Below are 22,020 nucleotides of genomic sequence, written 5' to 3'. Positions count from 1 at the left end.
AACTTCAGGCCGCTATTTCAGCTTTATCTTTATAAGCTCTGCGACAATATGCCGCACTTGTCACACTTAGATGATCTTTATAATGCAGCGCAATTTATCTAAGTGAATGGAAGACAATAAGATGGCTGCAAACGCTTCAACTATTCCCCACGGCTTTAAATGCTCCGCAATCGCCAGCGCGCTGACCTTAGCATTAGGCGCTTCAGTTGCCTCACAGGCCATGGCCGACGAGACAAATCAAACTCAAATTGAACGTATTCAAGTCCATGGCGAACAGAGTATTGGCCGTAATGCCTTAGGCTCGGCCGATGCTTTGCTGAAAGATCAAGGCGTCGATTTCTCCGAAGCGGGCGGCGTTTCCGCCTTGCCTGTGCTCAATGGCATGATGGGCGATCGCATTAAAGTGTTAGTCGATGGTGCGGATATCACCGCCTCCTGCGCTAACCAAATGAACCCACCACTTTCCTATGTTTCTGCTAATCAAATCAGCTCGGTAGAAGTGGTCGCGGGCGTGTCCCCCGTCAGTGCGGGCGGTGACAATATCGCCGGAGTGATTAAGGTTAATAGCCTGAATCCTAAATTTAACGACAGCGAAAACCTCAGCTTTGAAAGCGGTGAAATCTCATCGGGATACCGCAGCACCAGCGATGCATTCCTACTCGGCGCTAAGGCAGGGATTGCCAGTAAGGACTTAAGTTTCAGCTATCAAGGCGCCTATGAAGACGCCAATAGCTACCACGATGGTCACGGCGATAAAGTACTCGATACCCTCTATCGCGCCCAAAACCATGCGTTAACAGCGGCATGGCGCGATGACACACAACAACTGGCGATTAAGCTAACGCACCAGGCAATTCCATTCCAAGGTTTTCCTAACCAATACATGGATATGACGGATAACAAGAGCTACGGTGCCCTAGTCCGCTATCTGCGGGATTTAGACAACGACGGCGAGTTTAGTGCCCAGTTAAACTGGCACAGTGTGAAGCATGAAATGGGCTTCTTCACCCCAGAAAAAACCGGCAAGATGCCAATGAATACAGAGGGTAGCGATTACAGCTACCAACTGCATTGGCGCCTACCCATGGGCGATAACAGCACGCTACTCGTCGGTCAGGAATTTTATAACTATCAACTCGATGATACTTGGCCAGCTGTGCCCGGCACTATGATGGCACCCAATGACTATATCAATATCAATGACGGTGAACGCCGCCGCGCCGCAGTTTATGGCGAGTGGCAGCAAAACCTCACGCCACTCTGGTGGTTGTCTGCTGGGGTGCGTTATGAATATGTCACCACAGATACGGGCGAAGTGCAGGCTTACAGCAATATGCCCATGATGGGCATGCCCAATGTGGATGCCGAGGCGGCAAAAGCCTTTAATGCCATGGATAGAAGCCGTGACGATAACCTTATCGATGCTACGCTGCTGGCGCGTTATCAGCTATCGGCCAAACAACAATTGGAATTTGGCTTAGCCCGTAAAAACCGCGCACCAAACCTGTACGAGCGTTACAGCTGGGGCCGCGGCGTGATGGCAACCACTATGATTGGCTGGTATGGCGACGGTAACGGCTATGTCGGCAACCCCGATCTTAAGCCCGAAACGGCGCATACTCTGAGCGCGGCCTACAAGTTTAATGGCGATGAATGGCAATTCTCTACCACGGCTTGGTATAGCGCGGTGACAGACTATATTGATGCCGAGGTGATTGGCAGCTTTAACCGTACTGGCCTTGCCAGTGGTAAACGCAATATCCTTAAATTCACCAACGAAGATGCCAATTTATATGGCGCTAAGTTTAGTGCGGTCTACCTATTAGCCAATACCGACAGCGGTAAATGGCAGATGCAGGGTAAGCTCGATATCACCCGCGGCGAGCGTGATGAGGGTAATGAGCCACTTTATCAAATCAAACCGCTACAAACCGAGTTAGCCCTTAGCCATCAACTGGGTGATTGGGAAAACCGCCTATCATGGCAATGGGTAGCGACTAAGGATAAAGTCGATGAGCGCCGTTTAGAAAATGAGACCGACAGCTATTCGCTGTTAAATTTAAGCAGTAGTGTTAAATGGCAAGAGCTGAGTTTAACCTTTGCAATCAACAACCTGTTTGATACTTACTACGAACTACCGCTGGGTGGTGTCAACCTTGCCGAGTTTAAGGCTGATAGCACGGGTGGCTTTAGCCAAGTCGCAGGTTCGGGTCGCTCATTTGAATTAAGTGCCAGCTACAAATTCTAATGAGCACCGCCGCTAACAAGTGGTGATGCAATTTAGGGCGGATCAGTTAAATCAAAAAGGGCAAATGCAGCTGCATTTGCCCTTTTGTGTTTCAATTGACTGAACCGTTATATGCCGCTGGCTAGTTACCTGCGACCTTCATCTCGGATAATAAGATCCCACCGGTGCGAATAGACGAACGTAAATCGAAGTCTTTACTGACCGCCTGAATCCCACGGAACATATCCTTAAGATTGCCAGCAATGGTAATTTCTTCAACGGGGAACTGGATTTCACCATTTTCGACATAAAAACCGGCAGCGCCGCGGGAATAATCCCCCGTTACCATATTCACGCCTTGGCCCATCACTTCTGTGACAATCAAGCCCGTGCCCATGCCTTTGACTAACTCATCGAAACTTTGGCCAGTGTGCGCCAGCGTCCAGTTGTAAATGCCGCCCGCATGACCTGTGTTAGGTAGGCTCAATTTGCGCGCCGAATAACTGGTTAGTAAATAGGTTTCTAATATGCCACTGTCGATGATGCGTCTATCTTGGGTCGCCACACCTTCGCTATCGTAGTTGGCACTGGCGAGTGCGCCTAATAGATGCGGCTGCTCTTCAATGCTGAACCAGTCAGGGAAGATTTGGGTGTGAATGGCATCGAGTAAGAAACTTGATTTACGATACAAACTACCGCCACTGATGGCACCAATCAAATGGCCGATTAAGCCAGTCGCAATCTCTGGCGCCAGTAATATTGGCAAACGGGTGGTGGCAATCTTACGTGCCCCTAAACGGCTCACGGTTTTCTCGGCGGTTTTTAGCCCCACCAATTCAGGTGAAAGCATCTCATTGAATTTACGGGCGATAGTGTAATCGTAATCCCGCTGCATATTGCCGTCACTGTCTTCACCGATCACGCTGCAACTTAAGCTATAGCGCGAGCTGCAATAGCCATTTAAGAAGCCGTGGCTATTACCGTAAACCTTAACCGACGTATGGGCGTTTGCACTGGCGCCGTCAGAATTATTGATGCGCGGATCGGCATCGAGCGCCGCGGTTTCGGCGCGAATGGCCAATTGGGCTAATTCGTCGGGGGAAATATCTTCAGGATAATAGAGTTTAAGATCGCGGATCTCAGTCGCCATTAAGGCTTTATCGGCTAAACCGCTAAACGGGTCGGCCGAGGTGTAACGGGCGATATCATCTGCCGCTTTAACCGCAAGAGCAATGGCTTCAGGACTGAGATCTGAGGTAGATGAACTGCCCTTGCAACCATCGCGATAAACCGTAATACCGAGGGCGCCATCTTTATTAAACTCTACCGTTTCAACTTCCTTTAAACGGGTTGAAACCGATAATCCCTGTTGTTTACTGATCGCCACTTCAGCGGCATTTGTCCCTAATTTATTCGCATATTCGAGGGCCACAGCAACCGCATCTTTCAGCGCGGTCAATTCACTATCGATTCTGTTCAAAGACACAAAGCAACTCTTTCGTTATAGGCAATGCCGCTAGCATAACAAACACCTATCCCATTCTCATTATTTATTGCGCGCTTTACTGATTGAATCGCGCTTTAACTAGGCGAATTTTGGCGGGAGATGTTATTATTAGCGCGTTATTTAACTGAGGTTTTATCTATATGAAGATTGTTGGTGATTCAGAACATTTTAAACAGCCCTATGACAGTAACGACGATTATGTCAGTAAAACTGAGGATAAGCGTGACTGCGAAGCGGCTCAAAAAGTCGGTATGGAACTGGTCTCACTCAGCAAAACCCAGCTAGATAAAATCGAGCTGGACGAGCACTTGTACGACAGCATTCAGCAAGCTCATAAGATTAAACCAAAGACCGAAGCCTATCGCCGCCATATGCAGTATATCGGCAAGCTGATGCGTAACGTCGATATTGAACCTATCAAGGCGTCGCTCGCGGTCGTGCTTAACAAAAACAGCAACGAAACCGCCAAGTTGCAAATGTTCGAGAAAATGCGTGAGCGTTTACTCACCCAAGGCGACGGTGAAATCCAAACCTTAGTGGAACATTACCCACAGTTGGATAGACAAAAACTGCGTACCTTAGTGCGCCAAGCAACCAAAGAGCTGGCGAAAGGTCCTGAGTCTAAATCCTCAAAAGAGCTGTTTAAATATTTACGCAGCGAAATCCAAGACTAGCGTGTTGAGTTTTTGAGATTACATTTTACTGTTCAAGCAAGCTCTAGCTCGCGAAGCGAGGGATAACACACTGTTATTCAACTCAAATGACGGGCGGCTCTTATGATTAAAAGTAAGAGTAAGAGCTTGCCAGAACACCCTCTTGGCCAGCATATGGCTACAAAATAACCCTGAAAGTCAACACGCCCCAATCCCCGCACTTCGGAATATTACCTTAGGCGCTAGGCGCGATTTAGCAAAAGGTAATGTCTCTAACCTTGCTTTCTATGGGTCAACAAAACTGGGAAAATTTTATCCACGAGTTTTGCAAACGAACAACATGGCCTAGCCAGTCAGCGTAAAAAAATGTCGTTCACTCTTAAGCGAACGACATTAGCATACCTCAGTGCTGTTACTTTATGAGTCAATACCTTAGTTAACTCTGTAACTCTACCGCTTTGCGCAAACGTAGGCTGCGCAGCGCTAAGTACAACATCCCTACAGCTCCCCAAATTAAGCCAAGTTCTAAGGACTGAGGCTCGAGGTTTATCCACAGCACGCCAATGGTCGCCGCACCACACAGGGGCAAGATGAAATACTGCAAATGTTCCTTAAGGGATTGATTACGTTTTTCTTTAATATAAAACTGCACTATCACCGACAGGTTAACAAAGGTAAAGGCAACTAAGGCGCCGAAATTGACCAAAGCCAAGGCCATTTCTAAATCAAATGACACCGCCGAAAGCGCCAGTAACCCCACCAGAATCACGTTAAATGCCGGAGTACGCCATTTAGGGTGAACATAACCAAAACCTTTATTGGGCAGCATATTGTCGCGCCCCATCACATAGAGGATGCGCGCCACCCCCGCATGAGCCGCCATGCCCGATGCTAGCACCGCAATCGTTGTCGCCACCAGCACGATAGACTGGAATAAATTGCCGCCCACATACAGGGCTATCTCAGGCAGCACAGCGTCTAACTGCTGGAAGCGAGAAATATCAGGGAAATAGAGTTGTAAGAAATAGGACACGCTCACAAAAATCACCCCGCCAATCAGCGCTGTCAGTACAATGGCGCGGGGGATCACTCGCTTAGCGTCCTTGGTTTCTTCACTCAATGAACTTAAGCCATCAAAGCCTAAGAAGGAGAAACACAGAATGGTCGCACCGGTAAAGAGCGGCGCTAAGGTTATCTGCTCCGAATAGAATGGACGCACGCTGGCAATGACCCCTTCACCTTCGCCAAGGGACAAGCTATGGGCCATTAAACCGATGAAGACTAAGATAATGGCTATCTGAGCAAATACGATAACGCCATTAAAATTCGCAACTAAATCAATGCCTCTCAGGTTGAGTACCGTCATGACGGTGACTAAACCAAAGATGAAAATCCAAGGCTCCACGTTGGGGAACATGGCAGTAAGGTAGATTTTGGCCAATAGCATGTTGATCATCGGCATAAACATGTAATCGAGTAGCGATGACCAACCCACCATAAAACCGACATTTGGACTAAAGGTTTTTTGGGCATAGGTATAAGCCGACCCCGCATAGGGATATTTACGCACTAAATGACCGTAGCTAAAAGCGGTAAACAGGATACCCGCTAATGCGAGCAAGTAAGAGGTGGCCACGTGGCCAGAGGTGATCTCAGAGACAATTCCGAAGGTGTCAAACACGGCCATAGGCGTGAGGTACGCAAGCCCCATCACAACCACCTGCCACAGATTAAGGCTTTGCTTTAAGCCCGGTTTTTGTTGGCTCATACACCACCTCCCAGTAAAGTAGGTGGAATGACTAACGCAACATCTTGATTGACGGCAATGACCGAAAATCCGGTAAACAACAGCCCCATTGAATTGTCCTCAGTAAAGTAGGTTCAAGCGAACCTCGTATCATTTCCGGATGTTTACCGGCCTCTATTGGTTTAAAACCCATATATTCAAAAAGAAAATAACCGAGGCAATGAATACCTCGGTTATTTTTTCGGCGCGCATTTTCGCCCAAAACAGGGTAGAAGACAACCCAATAAGCACATTAAGTGCCTTTTATGTGTCCTAGATTAGGGCGTGTTGACGTTTCGAGATTAGATTTTGTTCGTTCTGGCAAGCACGTGCTCGCGAAACGAGGAATGATGTGTCGTTATTCTACTCAAATGACGAGCAGCTCTTACGACAGAAAGTAAGAGCAAGGGCTTGCCAGACGAACCCTTCGGGCAGCATTTGGCTGGCTTTTCTGCAGCGTGATCATCCGTTTATGTAGAATAACTACACTGCACGGACGTTGCCTTGCATAAAGCTGCAAAAATAACCCTGAAACGTCAACACGCCCTAACAATGGCAACAATATCTGTAGAAGAATAACTCAACACAGGCAAGAAACGAGCGAATCTAAAGCCTATATCGATGTTTGTAATACATTTGCTCGGCGTTTAATCCCTAAAATGGCAAGGCCAAAAAATGCCGCAAATAATCCCCAAAGCTGTAACCACTTTGGTAACACGCTCGCCCAGCTAGCGCCCATTTGATTGAGTTCTAACATGCCCATAATGGCCGGAACGGCAGGGATCATCTGCGAGCCCAGCACAAGCGGCTCAGGGATTAAGGCAATCGGCCAGACAAAGCCTGAGACAAACAGGATTGGCATTGAAATTAATAGCAATACTTGAGTAGGCAAATCGCGGCGGGTAAACAAGGTGCTCATTGCGACTCCAGCCGCCGCCGTCGCCAGTAAAAACGGTAATAGCCACAGCGCGACCAGGCCAAAGCGCGCTTGAATACTCACGTTATACCAGTGGTAGCAATAGCCCACATAAAAGCTGGTAAACACCATATAAATCAACATAAACGCCATAATTCGACCGCAAACCAATTGCAGCGGCGACACCTGCTGCCAATAGCCCTGATGGCGCCACTGGCCTGCACCTAAAATGCCAGTACCGATCAGCAATGTTTGATGCAGGATCAGTAAAAATAACCCCGGCACGACATAAGGTGTATAGCCTAGGCTTGGGTTAAACGCAGGAACACTATTTAAGTGCAGCGAGTTGAGGTTCTGTTCGGCCTCTTTAGGATTTTTCCCTTGAGCGAGCATACCAATCCATTGTATTTGCTTACCTGCATCCATCCCCGCACTGACAAGACCTTCGGCCACAGCGGAGTAAATCAAGAAGTAACTGGCATCACCGCCGTAGCTTAAGGTTACGCCCTTACCTAACAACAAATCGCGGCGAAATCCTTCGGGGATCACCAATAAACCGTGTGCCTTACCGGTTTCGATAAAGCGTTTCGCCTCGGAGATAGAGCCGACTTGGCCTATCACTTGGATTTTTGCACTGGCATCCGCATGGCGAATAAGTTGACGACTCAGGGAAGAATGGTCTAAATCCACCACGATAAGCTGCTGTTCTGTTGGGACTTGGTGCAAATAAGGCAAGGGATAGAGCACCGAATAAAACAGCACACCGCCAAATAGGGTCACAGCGATAGCCTTATCGCTAATAATCGCCTTTAATTCAGTGAGCACTAACTGCCATAAATTCATGTTATTGCCCCTTCACTGATAGAGATGTATCGGTGTCAGCCGCTACCGAATTGGGGGTTACCGTTATCGGCAGTAGTTTGCTCGCCAAGGCATAAATCACGGGGAGCAGGCAAATAAATCCCCAATAACTACTCAATTGCTGCGCCATCGTTGACCAAGTAGCACCATAACTGACCACGCTCACATGGGATTCAATATAATGGCTCGATGGCATAATGAGCCGCCACCACTGGGCAAGTTGTGGCATTTCGTGGGTAGGAAAAGTGATCCCCATAAAGGCAAAGGCTGGTGCAAATAATGCGGTACAAAAACTGATGACCCGCGCGCTATCACGCATCAGCACAAACACCAGTAACACCAAACTCCATACCGCCAACAGCATGATCAACTGGGCAAACAGCAGCAGCGCTATACTGCCCGCAAAAGGCAGGGCCAGATACAAATACAACCAAGCGAGGATAAACCCGCCTTGCAGCATCAAGATAGGGGTAAACAGCAGGATTTTAGCCAACACCTTAGGCCAAAAATGCTCGGTCAATTGATTGGAGATCCCCTCCTCTGACTGTGCGGCATTAAGGTGTAACTCGCGATTTAAGCTGTTAGCCATCACCAGCATAGATAACAACTGCCAAAGGGCTACCAATACTGGCGGCACTAAAAAGCCAATGTAGTTATTGTTACGATTAAATAATGCCGTGGTTTGGCTTTTGACCGGGCTCAAATTCACCGCCACTTGTGATTTTGGTGTGCCCGTCATCAGTTGCTTAAGGCCTGCGACCTGCAACAACCCATCGCCGAGACTCAACTGAATTTGACTCGACAACAGCTTACCCACCAACAAAAACTGGCTGTTGTAGCGCACATCGATTGTGGGTGTATGGCCGGTAAGCAAATCCTTTTTCATATCATAGGGAAATACTACCACCGCATAGACCTGCGCCTGCTGCATGGCCTCGACGGCCAAGGAGAGATCGGTAAAACTCTGGGGATCGGTCACAGGATTGGCTTTGAGTTGACGGGTCAACATCCGGCTGAGTTGGCTATGGTCTTGGTCAACAATCGCCACGGGTAACTGCCGCGGTAAACCCGCACTAAATAACCACCACAGGCACAAAATCCCCAGTAACGGAATGTAACTGATAAGGGCTAGTTGCCAAGGATCGCGCCATAGCGCCTTAAGCTCGCGGCGCACCAATGCCATGAACAACGCCATAAAGCCTACGGAGGCAGACTCTGTCGCATCGGCGTTAGTGCCATGCTCGCTCAATGGCTTAGGCTCGCTCGGTAACTTGGTCACAGTCGTTACTCTGCACTGAGCAACACAGACATACCGACGCGCAGATCAGCAATTGGCGCCGTTGGGCGTAATTCAACCTCAAAGGTGCGCATATCAAAATCGTGGCCGCTTTCGGTCGAACGCCAAGTCGCAAAATCCCCCATCACACTGATATGGGAGACAGTAAACTCTACCGTTTTATCCAGCGCTGGCAGTGTTAATTGCAGTTTATCGCCCTTTTTAAAACGCTTTAGTTGATCTTCACGTACTTGGAATACCGCCCAAGCGTCCTGCATATCAATCAGACTCACCACAGGGAAACCACTCGGCGCCAGTTCACCTGCTTGCAATAATACTTCGCTAATTTCCCCAGATTTAGGCGCACGCATTTGGCTATCAGCCATAATGGCACTGACTTCTTTCACCGCGCCTTCGGCCATACGCGCATTCCCCGCCGCAGCGGCTTTGGTTTCGACCCGCGCGCCTTCTTCGGCCATTTGATACATGGCTAACGCCGCTTGTTCTGTATATTTTGCCGCTTGCCACTGGGTAAAGGCTTCATCGCGTTTTTGCCGTGCAGCCACTCCTTCGGCAAATAAGTTTTCAACGCGGGTATAGGTAGTTTTTGCCAGTGTTGCCGCGGCTTGCGCCTTAAGCCATTGCTCTTTAGCTGCCATCACTTCTTGGCTACGGGCACCATTATTTGCCTCTTGTTGCAAGGCTTTAGCTGCATCACGGCCACCTTCGGCCTGCATCAACTTGGCATCTAGCTCAGGGCTGTGGATAGCAAACAGTAAATCACCTTCATTGACACTATCGCCACGGCGCACAAGCACTTGTTCGACCCGCCCTGGCACCTTAGAGGATACGTTATATTCGCGGGCTTCAATCTGCCCCTGCAGCACACTCGGCTTTGGGCTATAAGCCAGTTTGAGCCCATAGGCTAAAATAAGGCCTAATGCGACCAACGCTGTGAGAGCAAAAATTCTGTTAGCGCGCATTGATAGTCTCCTGCGATTGAGTGCCTGTGGCACTGCGACCGATAAATTCATCTAATTGACCACTGATGGCCATTAATCTGGCATAGGCTTGCACATAGCGATAACTGGCACCGAGCTGCTGGGTTTTAACGGCGCTCAGTTTTAATTCGGCATCGACCCTATCGATAGACGTTGAAAGCCCTTGATTAAAGGCGATTTCCCTTAAACGCAGGTTCTCGGTGGCTAGTTCAAGTGAGGTATTCAGGGCCTTGAACTCTTCTTCGGCCTGTAATAACTGGCGGTAACTTTGGTCGAGCAGCAAACTTAAGTCTTGGCGTGTCTGCGCCTTAGTGTAACGGGCTTGCAGCAAGGCACTCTTAGCCGCTTCCACTTTACCGCTGCGGCCATCGCGGCTCAGCAAGGGCACTTTTACACCGACACCGACCATCCAGTCCGGTTCTACCTTAGAAAACAAGCTGTCATCTTCGTATAAGGTGTAATTACCAAAGAGGAAAACCGTGGGGTGATATTTACCTTTCTCTAAGGAAACCAAACCATTCGCCTGCGCCTCTTTAGCCTCAAGTAGCTTAAGCGCCGGGTGTTGATTTAAGGTCATTTGGGTCAAGTCCCCCAATGACGGCGCCTGTGGCAGCACAAATAGCGGCGAGTTAGTACTGACATCACTTCGTTGCAACATACGCGATAGGGCGATAACGGCCATTTCATGTTGGCGGCGGGCGCTGCCTAAATTGACCTTAGCGTTGTCTAAGGCCACTTGAGCATTGAGGCGCTCGACCTTAGCGATTTGCCCTTCGCGCTCCAGCGCCAACGCATGGTCAACGTGCTTAGTTAAGGAGGCCACCAGCTCAGTTTGGGTGCTGACAAGGGATTGAGTCACATCAACGGCATAATAACGATCAACCAACTGAGTGAATAAGTCGCGGGTTGCTAACTGTAATTCCTGTTGTTTCTCGGCCACCATGGCGGCATGAATGCCTTGAGCCGCAGTGATCTGGCCGCCGGTATAAATCGGCCACATCGCCTGTAAGCTGGCGCGGAAAATATCTTGCTCGGTAAAGGGCGTGACAAATAATGAACCCGGAATACTCGCCAGTGCACCGCCAAGTGCGGGTGGCAAAGTCGCAGGGTCAAGCGAGGCTAAGGGGTTGAGATCCCTTAAATCTAATTCGATTGGTTTTTCGAGGTGGGTATAACTGCCATTCAGACTGAGGGACGGCAGATTTAAACTTTCGCCCGCCTCTTGCTCGCCCTTGGCGCGATTCACCTCTTGGGATTGAGCCTGGAGTTTATCGCTCACCTTAAGCACTTGCTGCCAAGCCTCAGTAAAGCTACTGGGCTGGGCATAGGCCGCTAACGGCAATAGTGAGGGCAAAGGCAATAAACACAGCCATGCCAAACGTGATAGTTTCATTAACACCTCTAGAGTAGTTACTCTAATTTCCTTTGCAAATGATAACATCCATCATGGAAGGCGGCTAGAACCCACCGCTGGAAGTGTAAGATGGGTTCTAAAATAAGCACTTAGCCAATCAACGTAGGAGCTTCTAGCTTCTAGCTTCTCGTTTTACGCAGTACCGCCTACGGTCAGCTTGTCGAGCTTAAGGGTCGGTTGACCGACACCCACAGGCACGCTTTGACCATCCTTACCACATACACCAACGCCCTTATCCAACGCCATGTCGTTACCCACCATGGAAATCTGGCTCATGGCTTCTGGGCCATTACCAATCAGGGTAGCGCCCTTAATTGCTTGAGTCACTTCACCATTTTCAATCAGATAGGCTTCAGAGGCGGAGAACACGAACTTGCCCGAGGTAATATCCACCTGACCGCCACCAAAGTTAGGCGCATAAATGCCCTTCTTCACTGACTTGATGATCTCGCTCGGATCTGACTCGCCCGCCGTCATATAAGTGTTAGTCATACGAGGCATAGGCAGATGCGCATAGGATTCACGGCGACCATTGCCCGTTGGTGCCACGCCCATCAGGCGAGCATTTAATTTATCCTGCATATAGCCTTTGAGAATACCGTCTTCGATTAACACGGTTCTCTGGGTTTGTACGCCTTCATCGTCGATGCTCAGTGAGCCACGGCGATTCGCAAGCGTGCCATCGTCCACGACAGTCACCAATTTCGAAGCCACTTGCTGGCCAACCATGCCACTAAAGGCGCTGCTGCCCTTGCGGTTAAAGTCACCTTCCAGACCATGGCCTACAGCCTCGTGCAATAACACACCTGGCCAACCATTACCGAGCACCACGGGCATTTCTCCGGCGGGCGCATCAATGGCATTGAGGTTAACTTGTGCCTGACGCACCGCTTCACGGGCAAAGGCAAAGCACATCGGCAAACTAGTTTCATCATTCACCATAAACACGCTGTAATCGTGACGACCACCGCCACCAGCACTGCCACGTTCACGCTTGCCATTTTCTTCTAAAATCACGCTGCAATTAAAGCGCACTAAGGGACGAATATCGGCAGCCAAGGTGCCATCGCTAGCAGCGACCAAGATTTCTTCGTGCACACCAGCAAGGCTAATCACCACTTGAATAATGCGGCTATCGAGGCTACGAACATAAGCATCGGCCTCTTTCAGCAGGTTGATTTTTTTCACTTCCTCCATGGCGGCGATAGGGTCGAGACTATCGTACAGTGCCAAAGCTTGCTGGCGCTTAAATGCCTGAACCTTGGCCTGCTCACCCGCTCCCGCAATACCGCGCGCCGCCTCGGCCGCAGCGCTTAAGGCCGCTGGCGTAATATCATCGGCATAGGCAAAACCGGTTTTCTCGCCGCTGATAGCACGCACACCGACACCACGTTCGATATGGAAGCTACCATCTTTAATAATGCCATCTTCGAGCACCCAAGATTCGTGGCGACTGCCTTGGAAATAGAGATCGGAAAAATCGACTTTATGTTGATGTATGGTGTTTAAATAACTTTGTAACCCATCTAGGGCTAAGCCACCCTTTAATAAACTTTGCTCTACTTGTGCTAAAAAAGGCATCGCGGTTCTCTCTGAAAGCTTGGCTAAAATTGGCAACTCACTCATTTTTAAATAACTAAAATTCGCTGTGAGTCTATTTCATCTAAATCTGTTGAAGGCTTAATCTGTTCAAGGTTTAAGGTTCGGTGCAGTAAAACAATTATGTTGCGCCACGGGCATTTTACTGCGGATGCTGTGCACCTCGGCCACATCGATATCGGCATGCACCCAACCTGTACCGGTTTTCTGCTCGGCAATTACCTCGCCCCAAGGGCCTATCACCATGCTCTGCCCCCAGGTCTCGCGGCTGCCTTCGTTATGGGCGCCCCATTGGGCTGCGGCCAAAATAAAGCATTGGGTTTCAATGGCTCTGGCCTGTAATAACACCTGCCAATGGGCTTCTCCCGTGACCTTAGTAAAGGCCGAAGGCACGGTAATAATCTCGGCTCCCGCAAGGCGCAGCGCCCTAAATAAGTCCGGAAAGCGTAAATCATAACAGATGGTCAAGCCAATTTTGCCAAAAGGGGTGTCGATGACACTGATATGATTGCCGGGGCAGAAGGTTTCACTCTCGCGGTATTGCTTAGTGCCATCGGCGATATCCACATCAAACAGATGCAGTTTATCGTATTGCCCTAAGGTATCACCTTTATCATCAAACAGATAACAGCGGCTGTAGACGCGCCCATCCTCCGCCAGCGCGGGGATGGTCCCCGCCACCATATATACAGAGTAACGGGCGGCTAAGGCACTTAAGGCGGATTTTAACGGGCTAAGATGACTATCACCCGCATAGGCGAGTTGTTGACTCTCATGGCCACCAAACAGCAGGCTGCATTCTGGCAACACCACTAAATGCGGGGCATTTTTGTCCCATTGCAGGCGATCACGGGTTAATTCCTCAAGCTGCGATTCGATAAACAACAGATTCGCGCTGACGTCGCGACTGCTCTGACATTGCAACAGGCTGATGCGCATGACTATCTCCTTGAATTGTGTTTATCGACAATACCACCTTGGGGCTCACAGGCTTAGGTTGTTCTGGTTCGGCTTTAGGCGGCTCAGCAGGCTCTACCTTGGGGAGCGTCGGCGCTTGCGGCGATGTCTCTTCCTTAACAGCTTTTACAGGTTGCTCGTTGTTTTTTTCGGGCTCGACGGGCGGCTTAGCCTCTGTCTTGGTCGGGGCACTATTCTTGACGGGTGGCGCATCATTCGGCTCTGCACCCTCGGTTAGCGCTGGCAATTCGCCCCCCACCATAGGCAGAATCGACTCGGGGATTTCAATCTCTTTACTCTTACGTTCCAGTTCCTCTACCACAGGCTCAGACATAGTGCCCGTTACTCGGAAGCGGATCTCAGAGATCACCTCAATCACAGGCTCTAACACTTTGGTTAAGGCAAACGCCCCAAGCCCGAGCGTCCACGCACTGGTACTGAGCAGCACCACAGTTGGCACACTTGAGGCCAGTTGCGGCACAAAACGGATATCGTAATTTAAGCTTTCGCTGGTGAGATCCGTATAGCCGCGCACCTTCATATTACCTGCAATCGCATCCATTTCAGTGTCCGTAGTTTTCACTACACCATTATCGATTTGCAGATTACCGGTAAAGGAATTGAAGTACATGCCTTGACCAAATACATCACTGAAATCTAAGGACAATTTACGTACTAATGAATCGAGGCTAAACAGTGAGAAAATCCGTGCGCCCTTATCGCTCACTTGGGATAAATGGCCTTTGCCCAATTCAAATTTGACTTTACCATTCAAGGTTTCAAGGGAAAACGCATAGGGTGCACCTTGCCAAGCTAGCTCGGCATTCACCTTCAATGGAGCTTCATTTACACCCGGATCGATCCCAAGTTGGTGACTCAAATAGCTAAACTGACTAGCATTCAAACTGACGGATAACTCGGTTTGATTTTGGCCATTCTGCTGTTGCCAAATCCCATTCCCCTGCAAAGACACCTCAGGAGTGGTTAAAGATAACGTCTGAATGCGGTAACCCGAGGCTTGCGGACTTGCTTGCACCACTAACTGGCCAAATGGCTTATCGAAAAAACGAAAATCCTCTACATTCACCGCAACGGGCGGCAAATTAGTGAGCACCTGCTCCGCCGCAAAATCCGCTTCACCTTCAGGCTTCACATTGGGTGAAAAATAGAACTTACTGGCAGTCACTTTTAAGCCTTGCGTCAACCAATTAGGGTAAAAATCTACCGTTCCTTCAAACTCGCTAGCTTTGGCATCGAAGCGCCAACCATTTTCATTGGGTTTGGCGCTGAGTCTCAACTCTGTAAGCCCTTGCCCTAATAAATCAAACTTGCCGATATTTGCATCAACCCCAGCCACTGAAGGGAATAAGTTAGCGTTATTTGCCTCTTCCACCAAAATACCAGTGCGAGTCGGTTTGTTTTCTGAAGCAACAAAGGCATTAATTACGGGTAACCAATTAGCTAACTTGCCACTGGTTACATCGATCTTAATGTGTCCAAGCTCGGTATTGGGCACCTCGGTAGCCTCGAAGAGTCGCCCTAATAGCAGATCGAAATAACTGAATTGCGTACCTTTTTCAGCCTCGAAGCCGCCAATAAACTCAGCTTGTTTATCGAGTTTTACCCTCAGGGTTGAAGTCTGGTGATCACCAGAAAACTCGGCCATTAAAGGCCTAGGCTCGTCAGCAGGTTTTGCGAAAATGCCCGGTAATGTTAAGGTGGCACCGACCAGATCGGAACCTAAATTGGCTTGAATTTGATAGCCTTGCTCATCGAATATCATGCTCAAGTTACCGCCCCAAGCGACTTTACCTTGGTAAAACTTACTTAAGGGATTTTGTAACTCTAAGGGTAAACGACTGAGATCCCAACGACTCTTCATATCCACATTCAGCGCAAAATCTTTACCTTCGGGTTGAGTGACAAAACTAAACTCCAAGGGCTGCTCAAACAGGCGAGACTTAATCCCTTTGCCTTCGACTATCTCGTTGGCAAATTGCACTGTGCCCGTCACCGCCTTGAGTTGTAACCCTGGCTGCGCAATAAACACCGGCGTGTTATCAAACATAATTTGACCGCGGATATCCTCAGCCTCACCCTCATACAAGGGAATACTAATATCTAAATTCCCCGTTACCGCGCCCTGCACTTGCACAACCTTTAAGGTTTTGCCCACAGTATCGGCAAGGGGAGAAGCCTGTAGCACTTGAGTCGCAGCACTGCCTTGGGTCGCAAGATCGGCCTGAATTTTTAACAGCGAATGCTCGCCTAACTCGGGAATAAACACGTGGGCACCATCGGCAACCACATTCATCAACTTTCCTTGGTTAACCCAGATATCCATGCGGGCATTTTCAAACAAGGCATCGAGGGAAAGATCAGTGACTGCGGGCCAATCCGGTTGGAATTGGTATTCGGCATTGTTTAAGGTAAATGCCGCTTGGAACACACCGCTATTATCCTCAAAGGGAAAACTCGATAATGCCCCCTGCCATAATACTTGGGCGTTTTGACTCTGCCCCGCTTTAATCGCACCATCCAGATACTCAACCAGTGACTCGCCCATGGCTTTGATCGGGAAGTATTTATCCGCATTGGCGGCATTTTTGACTTCAACATTGGCGGCAAGGGACATACTGGTAGCAGCGCTAAAATCCAGCTTTAGAGCAGCAGCAAGACCAATATCGTCGTTTTCGAACTGCACCTGAGGCACAGATAAGGTTGCCCTTTGGGTATCGAAGGCACCGGTTAACGCCGCGCCATGCAGCACTAAAGGCGCTGAAAATTGATCGCCAAAATCGAAGGTATAAGTTTGCTCGGGAAGCGAAAAAATTAACTTTTCATCCTGCCATTGCAACTTCAGATCCAAGGGGTTGATATTGGGTATTCCTTCCACTTTCTGCCAGTGGAATTGCTTAACGCTAGTGCTTGCGAGCAAAGGCTGATCTGCCGCTTGATAGAGACGAATCGGTCCGACGCTACCCTCGGGCGCGAGCTGAAACCATTGCTGCAATACGGCTAAATCGACACCAGGGAAAAGCGGTAGCAATGGAAATAACGTGTCTAAATCCAAACGGCTAACATAGGCATATAAAGCATCGTCTTGCTGCTTGGCCGCAAACTTCAGCTCGGGCCAATGCACCCCATTGGTGACAAAATCCAAATGAGTGCTGCTGATCTCCCAACCTGCCGCGTTTGGCTCCCAATGAATGCTACCGGACTGGATCTCAAACTTTTGCGGTTGACCTTGCATCGACCATTGCAACCAACTTGGCTCAAACTGCACGAGTCCAGAACGTAAACTTCGATGGGCAAAATCAAACCACGCCTTAAGATTGACTATCCCTTCTAAGGGCAGTTTTTTGCTTGGATCATAGGGATTAGGTTGGCGTGATGCCCATTCGCCCAAATCTAAGGACTGAGCCGCCAGATAAACTTGTCCGGTTAAACTCTCGGGCGCTGTAGCATCGCCGTTAATATCGAGTTGCAGGCTGAGCGATTCCTTAACCAAGGTATTGTTATCGAGGTAAATTTCCCCCGCGCCGCGGTGGCGCTCACCACTATTACGCCAATTGAGGTGACGAATATGAATGGGTCGATATTCATGTTGCAAGCTAAGCAGTTGCACCGAAGCATCCGTCAGCGAGAAACGCTCGAGCTGCTTTAAGAGTAATTTATACAACCAATCGGTTTGCGCCGTTTGATTGGACCTCCCCTGCGCCTTATTACCCGATAATTTATCGATATCGAGGGCAATATGAACACCATCGAAATTGACATCTTCAATGCGTGGACTGGTGGTCAGTAGCGATTGCCAAAAATCCAATTTGATTTGGACATGCTTCACCAACACGGTAACAGGGAGCTTGTCCTGCGTAGGGATCACTAGATTATCAACCGTTACCGCTGGGCCAAAGGCCTGCCACTGGGCGGATAACTCGCCAACTTGGATATCAATTTGATATTCGCTTTTTACATACTCAACTAACTGCTGGCGTACTTCATCGACCTGAGGCAATAATCCACGGATCAAGCTTACCGTCAAGGCAAACAAGACTAAGATCAGTGCCAGTAATTGCCAGCAAAAACGGCTTAGTTTTTTAGCAGTAAAAAGCGTTGCCACTACATCATCACCACGTCGTATTTATGCTGGGAATACATAGGCTCATTTTGCAGGCGAATACGCTTACCTATATAAACTTCAAGCTCGGCGACCAAATGACTTTCATCTCCACTTAAGCTGTTATAGACAGCGGGCGAGCAGTAAAGCAAAAACTCGTCGGCGTCATAGGCCCGATTCAAGCGAATAATTTCGCGGAAGATTTCATAAGAAACAGTTTCTACCGTCTTCATGCTACCCGTGCCCTGACAGGCTGGACACTCACTGCATAGCACATGCTCTAAGCTCTCGCGGGTGCGCTTACGGGTCATTTCAACTAGACCCAACCCAGAGAAACCACTGACATTAGTCTTAACTCTGTCCTTGGCGAGCGCACTATTTAAGCTATTGAGTACCCGCGTTTTATGCTCGTCGCTCAGCATATCGATAAAGTCGATAATGATGATGCCGCCGAGATTTCGCAGCCGCAGTTGCCGTGCAATCGCTTGGGTGGCTTCAAGGTTAGTGTTAAAGATGGTTTCTTCAAGATTACGGTGGCCCACAAAGGCACCAGTGTTGATATCGACCGTAGTCATAGCTTCAGTCTGATCGATAATCAGATAACCGCCAGATTTAAGCTCCACCTTACGTCCCAGAGCACGCTGGATTTCATTTTCGACATCGTACAAATCGAAAATTGGCGCTGGGCCAGAATAGTGCTCAATCTTGTCGGCGATTTCCGGCATAAACTCTTGGGCGAAGGCTTGCAGCTCGGCAAAGGTGCGGCGCGAATCGACTTGAATTCGGTCTAATTCGGTTCCCACAAAGTCGCGCACAATGCGCACCGGCAGGGCCAGATCTTGATAGAGTAATGCTACGCCACGGCGCTGACGCCGCTCGGAGACCTTAGACCATACTCGGCGCAAAAAAGCCGCATCTTGGGCAAGTTCGTCCTCACCTACGCCTTCGGCGGCGGTGCGGATAATAAAGCCGCCGTCTTCATCGACGAATGGCAGAGTGATTTTTTTAAGACGACTGCGCTCTTCTTCCTGCTCAATCCGCTGGGACACCCCAACATGGCTAGAGCCAGGCATAAACACCAAATAACGGGAAGGCAGTGTGATATCTGTGGTTAGGCGCGCACCTTTAGTGCCCAGAGGGTCTTTCACCACTTGCACCATAATATCTTGCCCTTGGCGAACCAGCTCGGCGATATCACGGACCACAAAATGGCCCTTCTCCACATCGGCCACGCATTCAGTGTGCGGCACAATGTCGGAGGCATGTAAAAACGCGGCTTTATCTAAGCCAATATCCACAAAGGCGGCCTGCATGCCGGGCAACACACGGCTGATTTTGCCCTTGTAAATATTGCCCACCAGACCACGCTTCATGCGCCGTTCAATATGGACTTCTTGCAGCACGCCGTGCTCGACTAAGGCAACGCGCGCCTCAGAGGGGGTTACATTAATCAGTAATTCTGAACCCATCTTGCGCTGAATTTTATTCGGATTTAAGCGACTGGTATTCACGACTCACCCCATTAGGGAAATTAAATTAATCTCAGTATGTTCTAAGCCTGAAAACCAATACCGCAGACTAGATAATGCCCGCCTCAGATAAGAGTTGGCGAGTTTCGACTAATGGCAAACCGACAACACAGGAGTAACTACCATCAATTGACTCAACAAAACAGCCACCTAATCCTTGGATCCCATAACTGCCCGCTTTATCCATGGGCTCTTGTGAGGCAACATAGGCATCGATATCTGCATCAGAAAGCACACAAAAACGCACTAAGGTTTCAACTAAACGCACTGCGGTATGATTGACACTTGCTAAGGCGACGGCGGTCATTACTGTGTGCACCTTGCCAGAAAGCGCACGTAGTACCCGCTTAGCATCGGCTTCATCAACAGGCTTACCTAATATTTCGTTTTCAAGCACCACGATAGTATCAGAACCTAATACAGCAGGCTGTGACATACCTGAGCATAATGCAAGCCCAGCCTGGGCCTTTTCAGCCGCAAGGCGCTGAACATAATCCCGTGGTAACTCTCCGGTCTTCGGAGTTTCGTCAATATCTGGTGCTACTTGCGCAAACGTAAAATCAGCCCGTCCGAATCCAATATGAGTCAGTAATTCTTTCCGGCGCGGCGATGTCGAGGCTAAAACTAAATTCACAACTAACGAACCTTATAATGACGTCGAATGCGACGTAAAATCCAAAAAATCCAAGGCCAAAAAACGAGGCCCGATAGTGCAGGCAAAAACAGTTCAGAGTGGAATGTTGCACCATCCATCACAAACTCAACCCAATAAACAATGAGGTGATAGATAGCAATTAACAGCATTATGACCAGCGACTGTTGCCATTTCGGGAAGTTACGTAAACGCTGACAATGTAAAATAGCAATATAAATCACCAACGACATTGCCAAAGAGCGAACACCTAAAGTCGCGCCCAAGAGAATATCAAGGGCTAAGCCCATAACCCAAGCCGTCAGAATGTTATATCTGTGGGGCAACGCAATGGACCAATAGATCAAAATCATCAGTAACCAATCAGGACGCCAGGCCTCAACAATTACTGGCAGTGGCATAATTTGGCTTAAGAGCCCAACAAATAGGGTTAGCCAAACCGCGATGCGTCCATTAGCAGCTTGTAAACTCATTAGTGCACCTCTGCTGGCGGTTGGGTAGTAGCAGCGTTAGATGCCCCATTCGCGTTACTGGATGCTGCATTGGGATTACTGGGTACCACATTGACATTTGTGCCCTGAGTACCGCCTTGAGTCGTTGGCGTTCCATTACTGGTATCAGGCTTAACGTCTTGTGCAGGATGATCTGCGGCCGGTACAGGCACTTGATTAGGCAGTGTCACCCCCGAATCTGGCGATGGCCAAATTAACAGGAGATAACGAATACGGTCGAGTGCCGCCAGAGGCTGAGCCGTGACTCGCGCATAACTTTGGCCATCTTCGGTAAAGACTTCCACTACCCGCGCAACCGGATACCCTTCAGGGAAGCGGTTACCTAAGCCAGAAGTGACCAGCAGGTCGCCCACACGAATATCGGTACTCTTGGCAACATGGCGTAACTCAATTTCATCAAGTTCCCCCGTCCCGTTGGCGACAAGGCGCACATCATTACGGGTAATCCGTACGGGTAAGCCATGGGACACATCAGACAGTAGTAACACTCGGCTAGTCATCTCACTGACCTGCACAACTTGCCCCACCACACCTTGCGCATCCACAACAGGCTGACCAACAAAGACGCCACTGCGGGAACCTCGGTTTAAAACTACATAATGATGGGAAGGATCGCTGGCAACCTCCATGACCTCTGCAACCATCTTGAGAGAATCCTGATAGGCAGGCGAACCTAGCAAGGCGCGTAAACGTTCGTTTTCCTGACGTAAATGCTCGAAACGCTGTAAGCGTTCACTCATTAATAATTGTTGCCTTAACAGCTCTTTATTTTGCAATGCCAACATATTGCGGGTCGCAAAACTCTCAGAAGACCAATCGAGGATCGCACTGGGGACACTCGCGAGGTATTGAATAGGACTTAAAGCGGATGAAAGGGATTCACGGGCAGGCTCAAGGCGGTGATTTGCCGCAAGCAAAATCACCGACAGGATAATTGCCAGTGTTAAACGGAACTGGTTCGAAATACCACGAACAAAAATTGGCTTCATAGGAAAGCTAAGGCGGTGATT

15 protein-coding genes are annotated in these 22,020 nt (G+C 49.1%); 2 read left to right on the top strand and 13 right to left on the bottom strand.

Annotation, left to right across the window (positions count from 1 at the left end; all coding sequences use genetic code 11):
• The first annotated feature begins 121 nt into the window (after positions 1–121).
• Positions 122–2,248, top strand: a complete 2,127-nt coding sequence (locus FJD32_RS03250; protein ID WP_140907729.1) for a TonB-dependent receptor — start codon at positions 122–124, stop codon at positions 2,246–2,248.
• Positions 2,249–2,369: 121 nt separating this feature from the next.
• On the opposite strand, the gene pmbA is transcribed toward FJD32_RS03250, so the two are convergent.
• Positions 2,370–3,713 carry a metalloprotease PmbA gene (gene pmbA / locus FJD32_RS03245; protein ID WP_037430621.1) on the bottom strand — a complete coding sequence of 448 codons (1,344 nt, stop codon included), beginning with the start codon at positions 3,711–3,713 and terminating at the stop codon, positions 2,370–2,372.
• A 161-nt stretch (positions 3,714–3,874) separates the two neighbouring features.
• Here pmbA and yjgA point away from each other — a divergent pair, with 161 nt between their 5' ends.
• Positions 3,875–4,408, top strand: a complete 534-nt coding sequence (yjgA, locus tag FJD32_RS03240) for a ribosome biogenesis factor YjgA (protein ID WP_037422477.1) — start codon at positions 3,875–3,877, stop codon at positions 4,406–4,408.
• A gap of 415 nt (positions 4,409–4,823) precedes the next feature.
• Here yjgA and FJD32_RS03235 read toward each other — a convergent pair whose 3' ends face one another.
• The 12 genes from FJD32_RS03235 to mreC all read right to left on the bottom strand — a co-directional run bounded on the left by FJD32_RS03235 (position 4,824) and on the right by mreC (position 21,999).
• A complete protein-coding gene (locus FJD32_RS03235; protein ID WP_037422470.1) occupies positions 4,824–6,155 on the bottom strand; it encodes an APC family permease in 1,332 nt (443 codons plus the stop codon).
• Positions 6,156–6,786: 631 nt separating this feature from the next.
• Positions 6,787–7,932, bottom strand: a complete 1,146-nt coding sequence (locus FJD32_RS03230) for an ABC transporter permease (RefSeq protein ID WP_140907727.1) — start codon at positions 7,930–7,932, stop codon at positions 6,787–6,789.
• A gap of 1 nt (position 7,933) precedes the next feature.
• Positions 7,934–9,145, bottom strand: coding sequence for an ABC transporter permease (locus tag FJD32_RS03225; RefSeq protein ID WP_140907732.1), 1,212 nt, complete (start codon positions 9,143–9,145; stop codon positions 7,934–7,936).
• Between the two features lie 89 nt (positions 9,146–9,234).
• Positions 9,235–10,209: an efflux RND transporter periplasmic adaptor subunit gene (locus FJD32_RS03220; protein WP_109277779.1), complete on the bottom strand. Its 975-nt coding sequence runs from the start codon at positions 10,207–10,209 to the stop codon at positions 9,235–9,237.
• Entirely contained in the window at positions 10,199–11,620 is a 1,422-nt protein-coding gene (locus tag FJD32_RS03215) for a TolC family protein (protein ID WP_037422462.1), read from the bottom strand. Before FJD32_RS03215 ends, FJD32_RS03220 begins: the two co-directional genes overlap by 11 nt.
• Before the next feature lie 153 nt (positions 11,621–11,773).
• A complete protein-coding gene (gene tldD, locus FJD32_RS03210; protein ID WP_037428162.1) occupies positions 11,774–13,222 on the bottom strand; it encodes a metalloprotease TldD in 1,449 nt (482 codons plus the stop codon).
• A gap of 108 nt (positions 13,223–13,330) precedes the next feature.
• Positions 13,331–14,179, bottom strand: coding sequence for a carbon-nitrogen hydrolase family protein (locus FJD32_RS03205; RefSeq protein WP_037428163.1), 849 nt, complete (start codon positions 14,177–14,179; stop codon positions 13,331–13,333).
• Positions 14,103–18,320, bottom strand: a complete 4,218-nt coding sequence (locus tag FJD32_RS03200; protein WP_140907726.1) for a YhdP family protein — start codon at positions 18,318–18,320, stop codon at positions 14,103–14,105. Before FJD32_RS03200 ends, FJD32_RS03205 begins: the two co-directional genes overlap by 77 nt.
• Entirely contained in the window at positions 18,320–19,786 is a 1,467-nt protein-coding gene (gene rng / locus FJD32_RS03195) for a ribonuclease G (RefSeq protein WP_051714234.1), read from the bottom strand. Before rng ends, FJD32_RS03200 begins: the two co-directional genes overlap by 1 nt.
• A gap of 109 nt (positions 19,787–19,895) precedes the next feature.
• A complete protein-coding gene (locus FJD32_RS03190) occupies positions 19,896–20,480 on the bottom strand; it encodes a nucleoside triphosphate pyrophosphatase (RefSeq protein ID WP_037428165.1) in 585 nt (194 codons plus the stop codon).
• 2 nt (positions 20,481–20,482) lie between these two features.
• Entirely contained in the window at positions 20,483–20,971 is a 489-nt protein-coding gene (gene mreD / locus FJD32_RS03185) for a rod shape-determining protein MreD (protein WP_037422445.1), read from the bottom strand.
• Positions 20,971–21,999 carry a rod shape-determining protein MreC gene (gene mreC, locus FJD32_RS03180; RefSeq protein ID WP_037422442.1) on the bottom strand — a complete coding sequence of 343 codons (1,029 nt, stop codon included), beginning with the start codon at positions 21,997–21,999 and terminating at the stop codon, positions 20,971–20,973. The genes mreD and mreC overlap by 1 nt, the downstream gene beginning before the upstream one ends.
• Between the last annotated feature and the right edge of the window lie 21 nt (positions 22,000–22,020).

It is taken from the genome of Shewanella sp. LC6 (assembly GCF_006385735.2).
Classification (GTDB): domain Bacteria; phylum Pseudomonadota; class Gammaproteobacteria; order Enterobacterales; family Shewanellaceae; genus Shewanella; species Shewanella xiamenensis.
The sequence above is the reverse complement of the archived record's forward strand: the minus strand, read 5'-3'. Positions and strand labels throughout refer to the sequence as shown.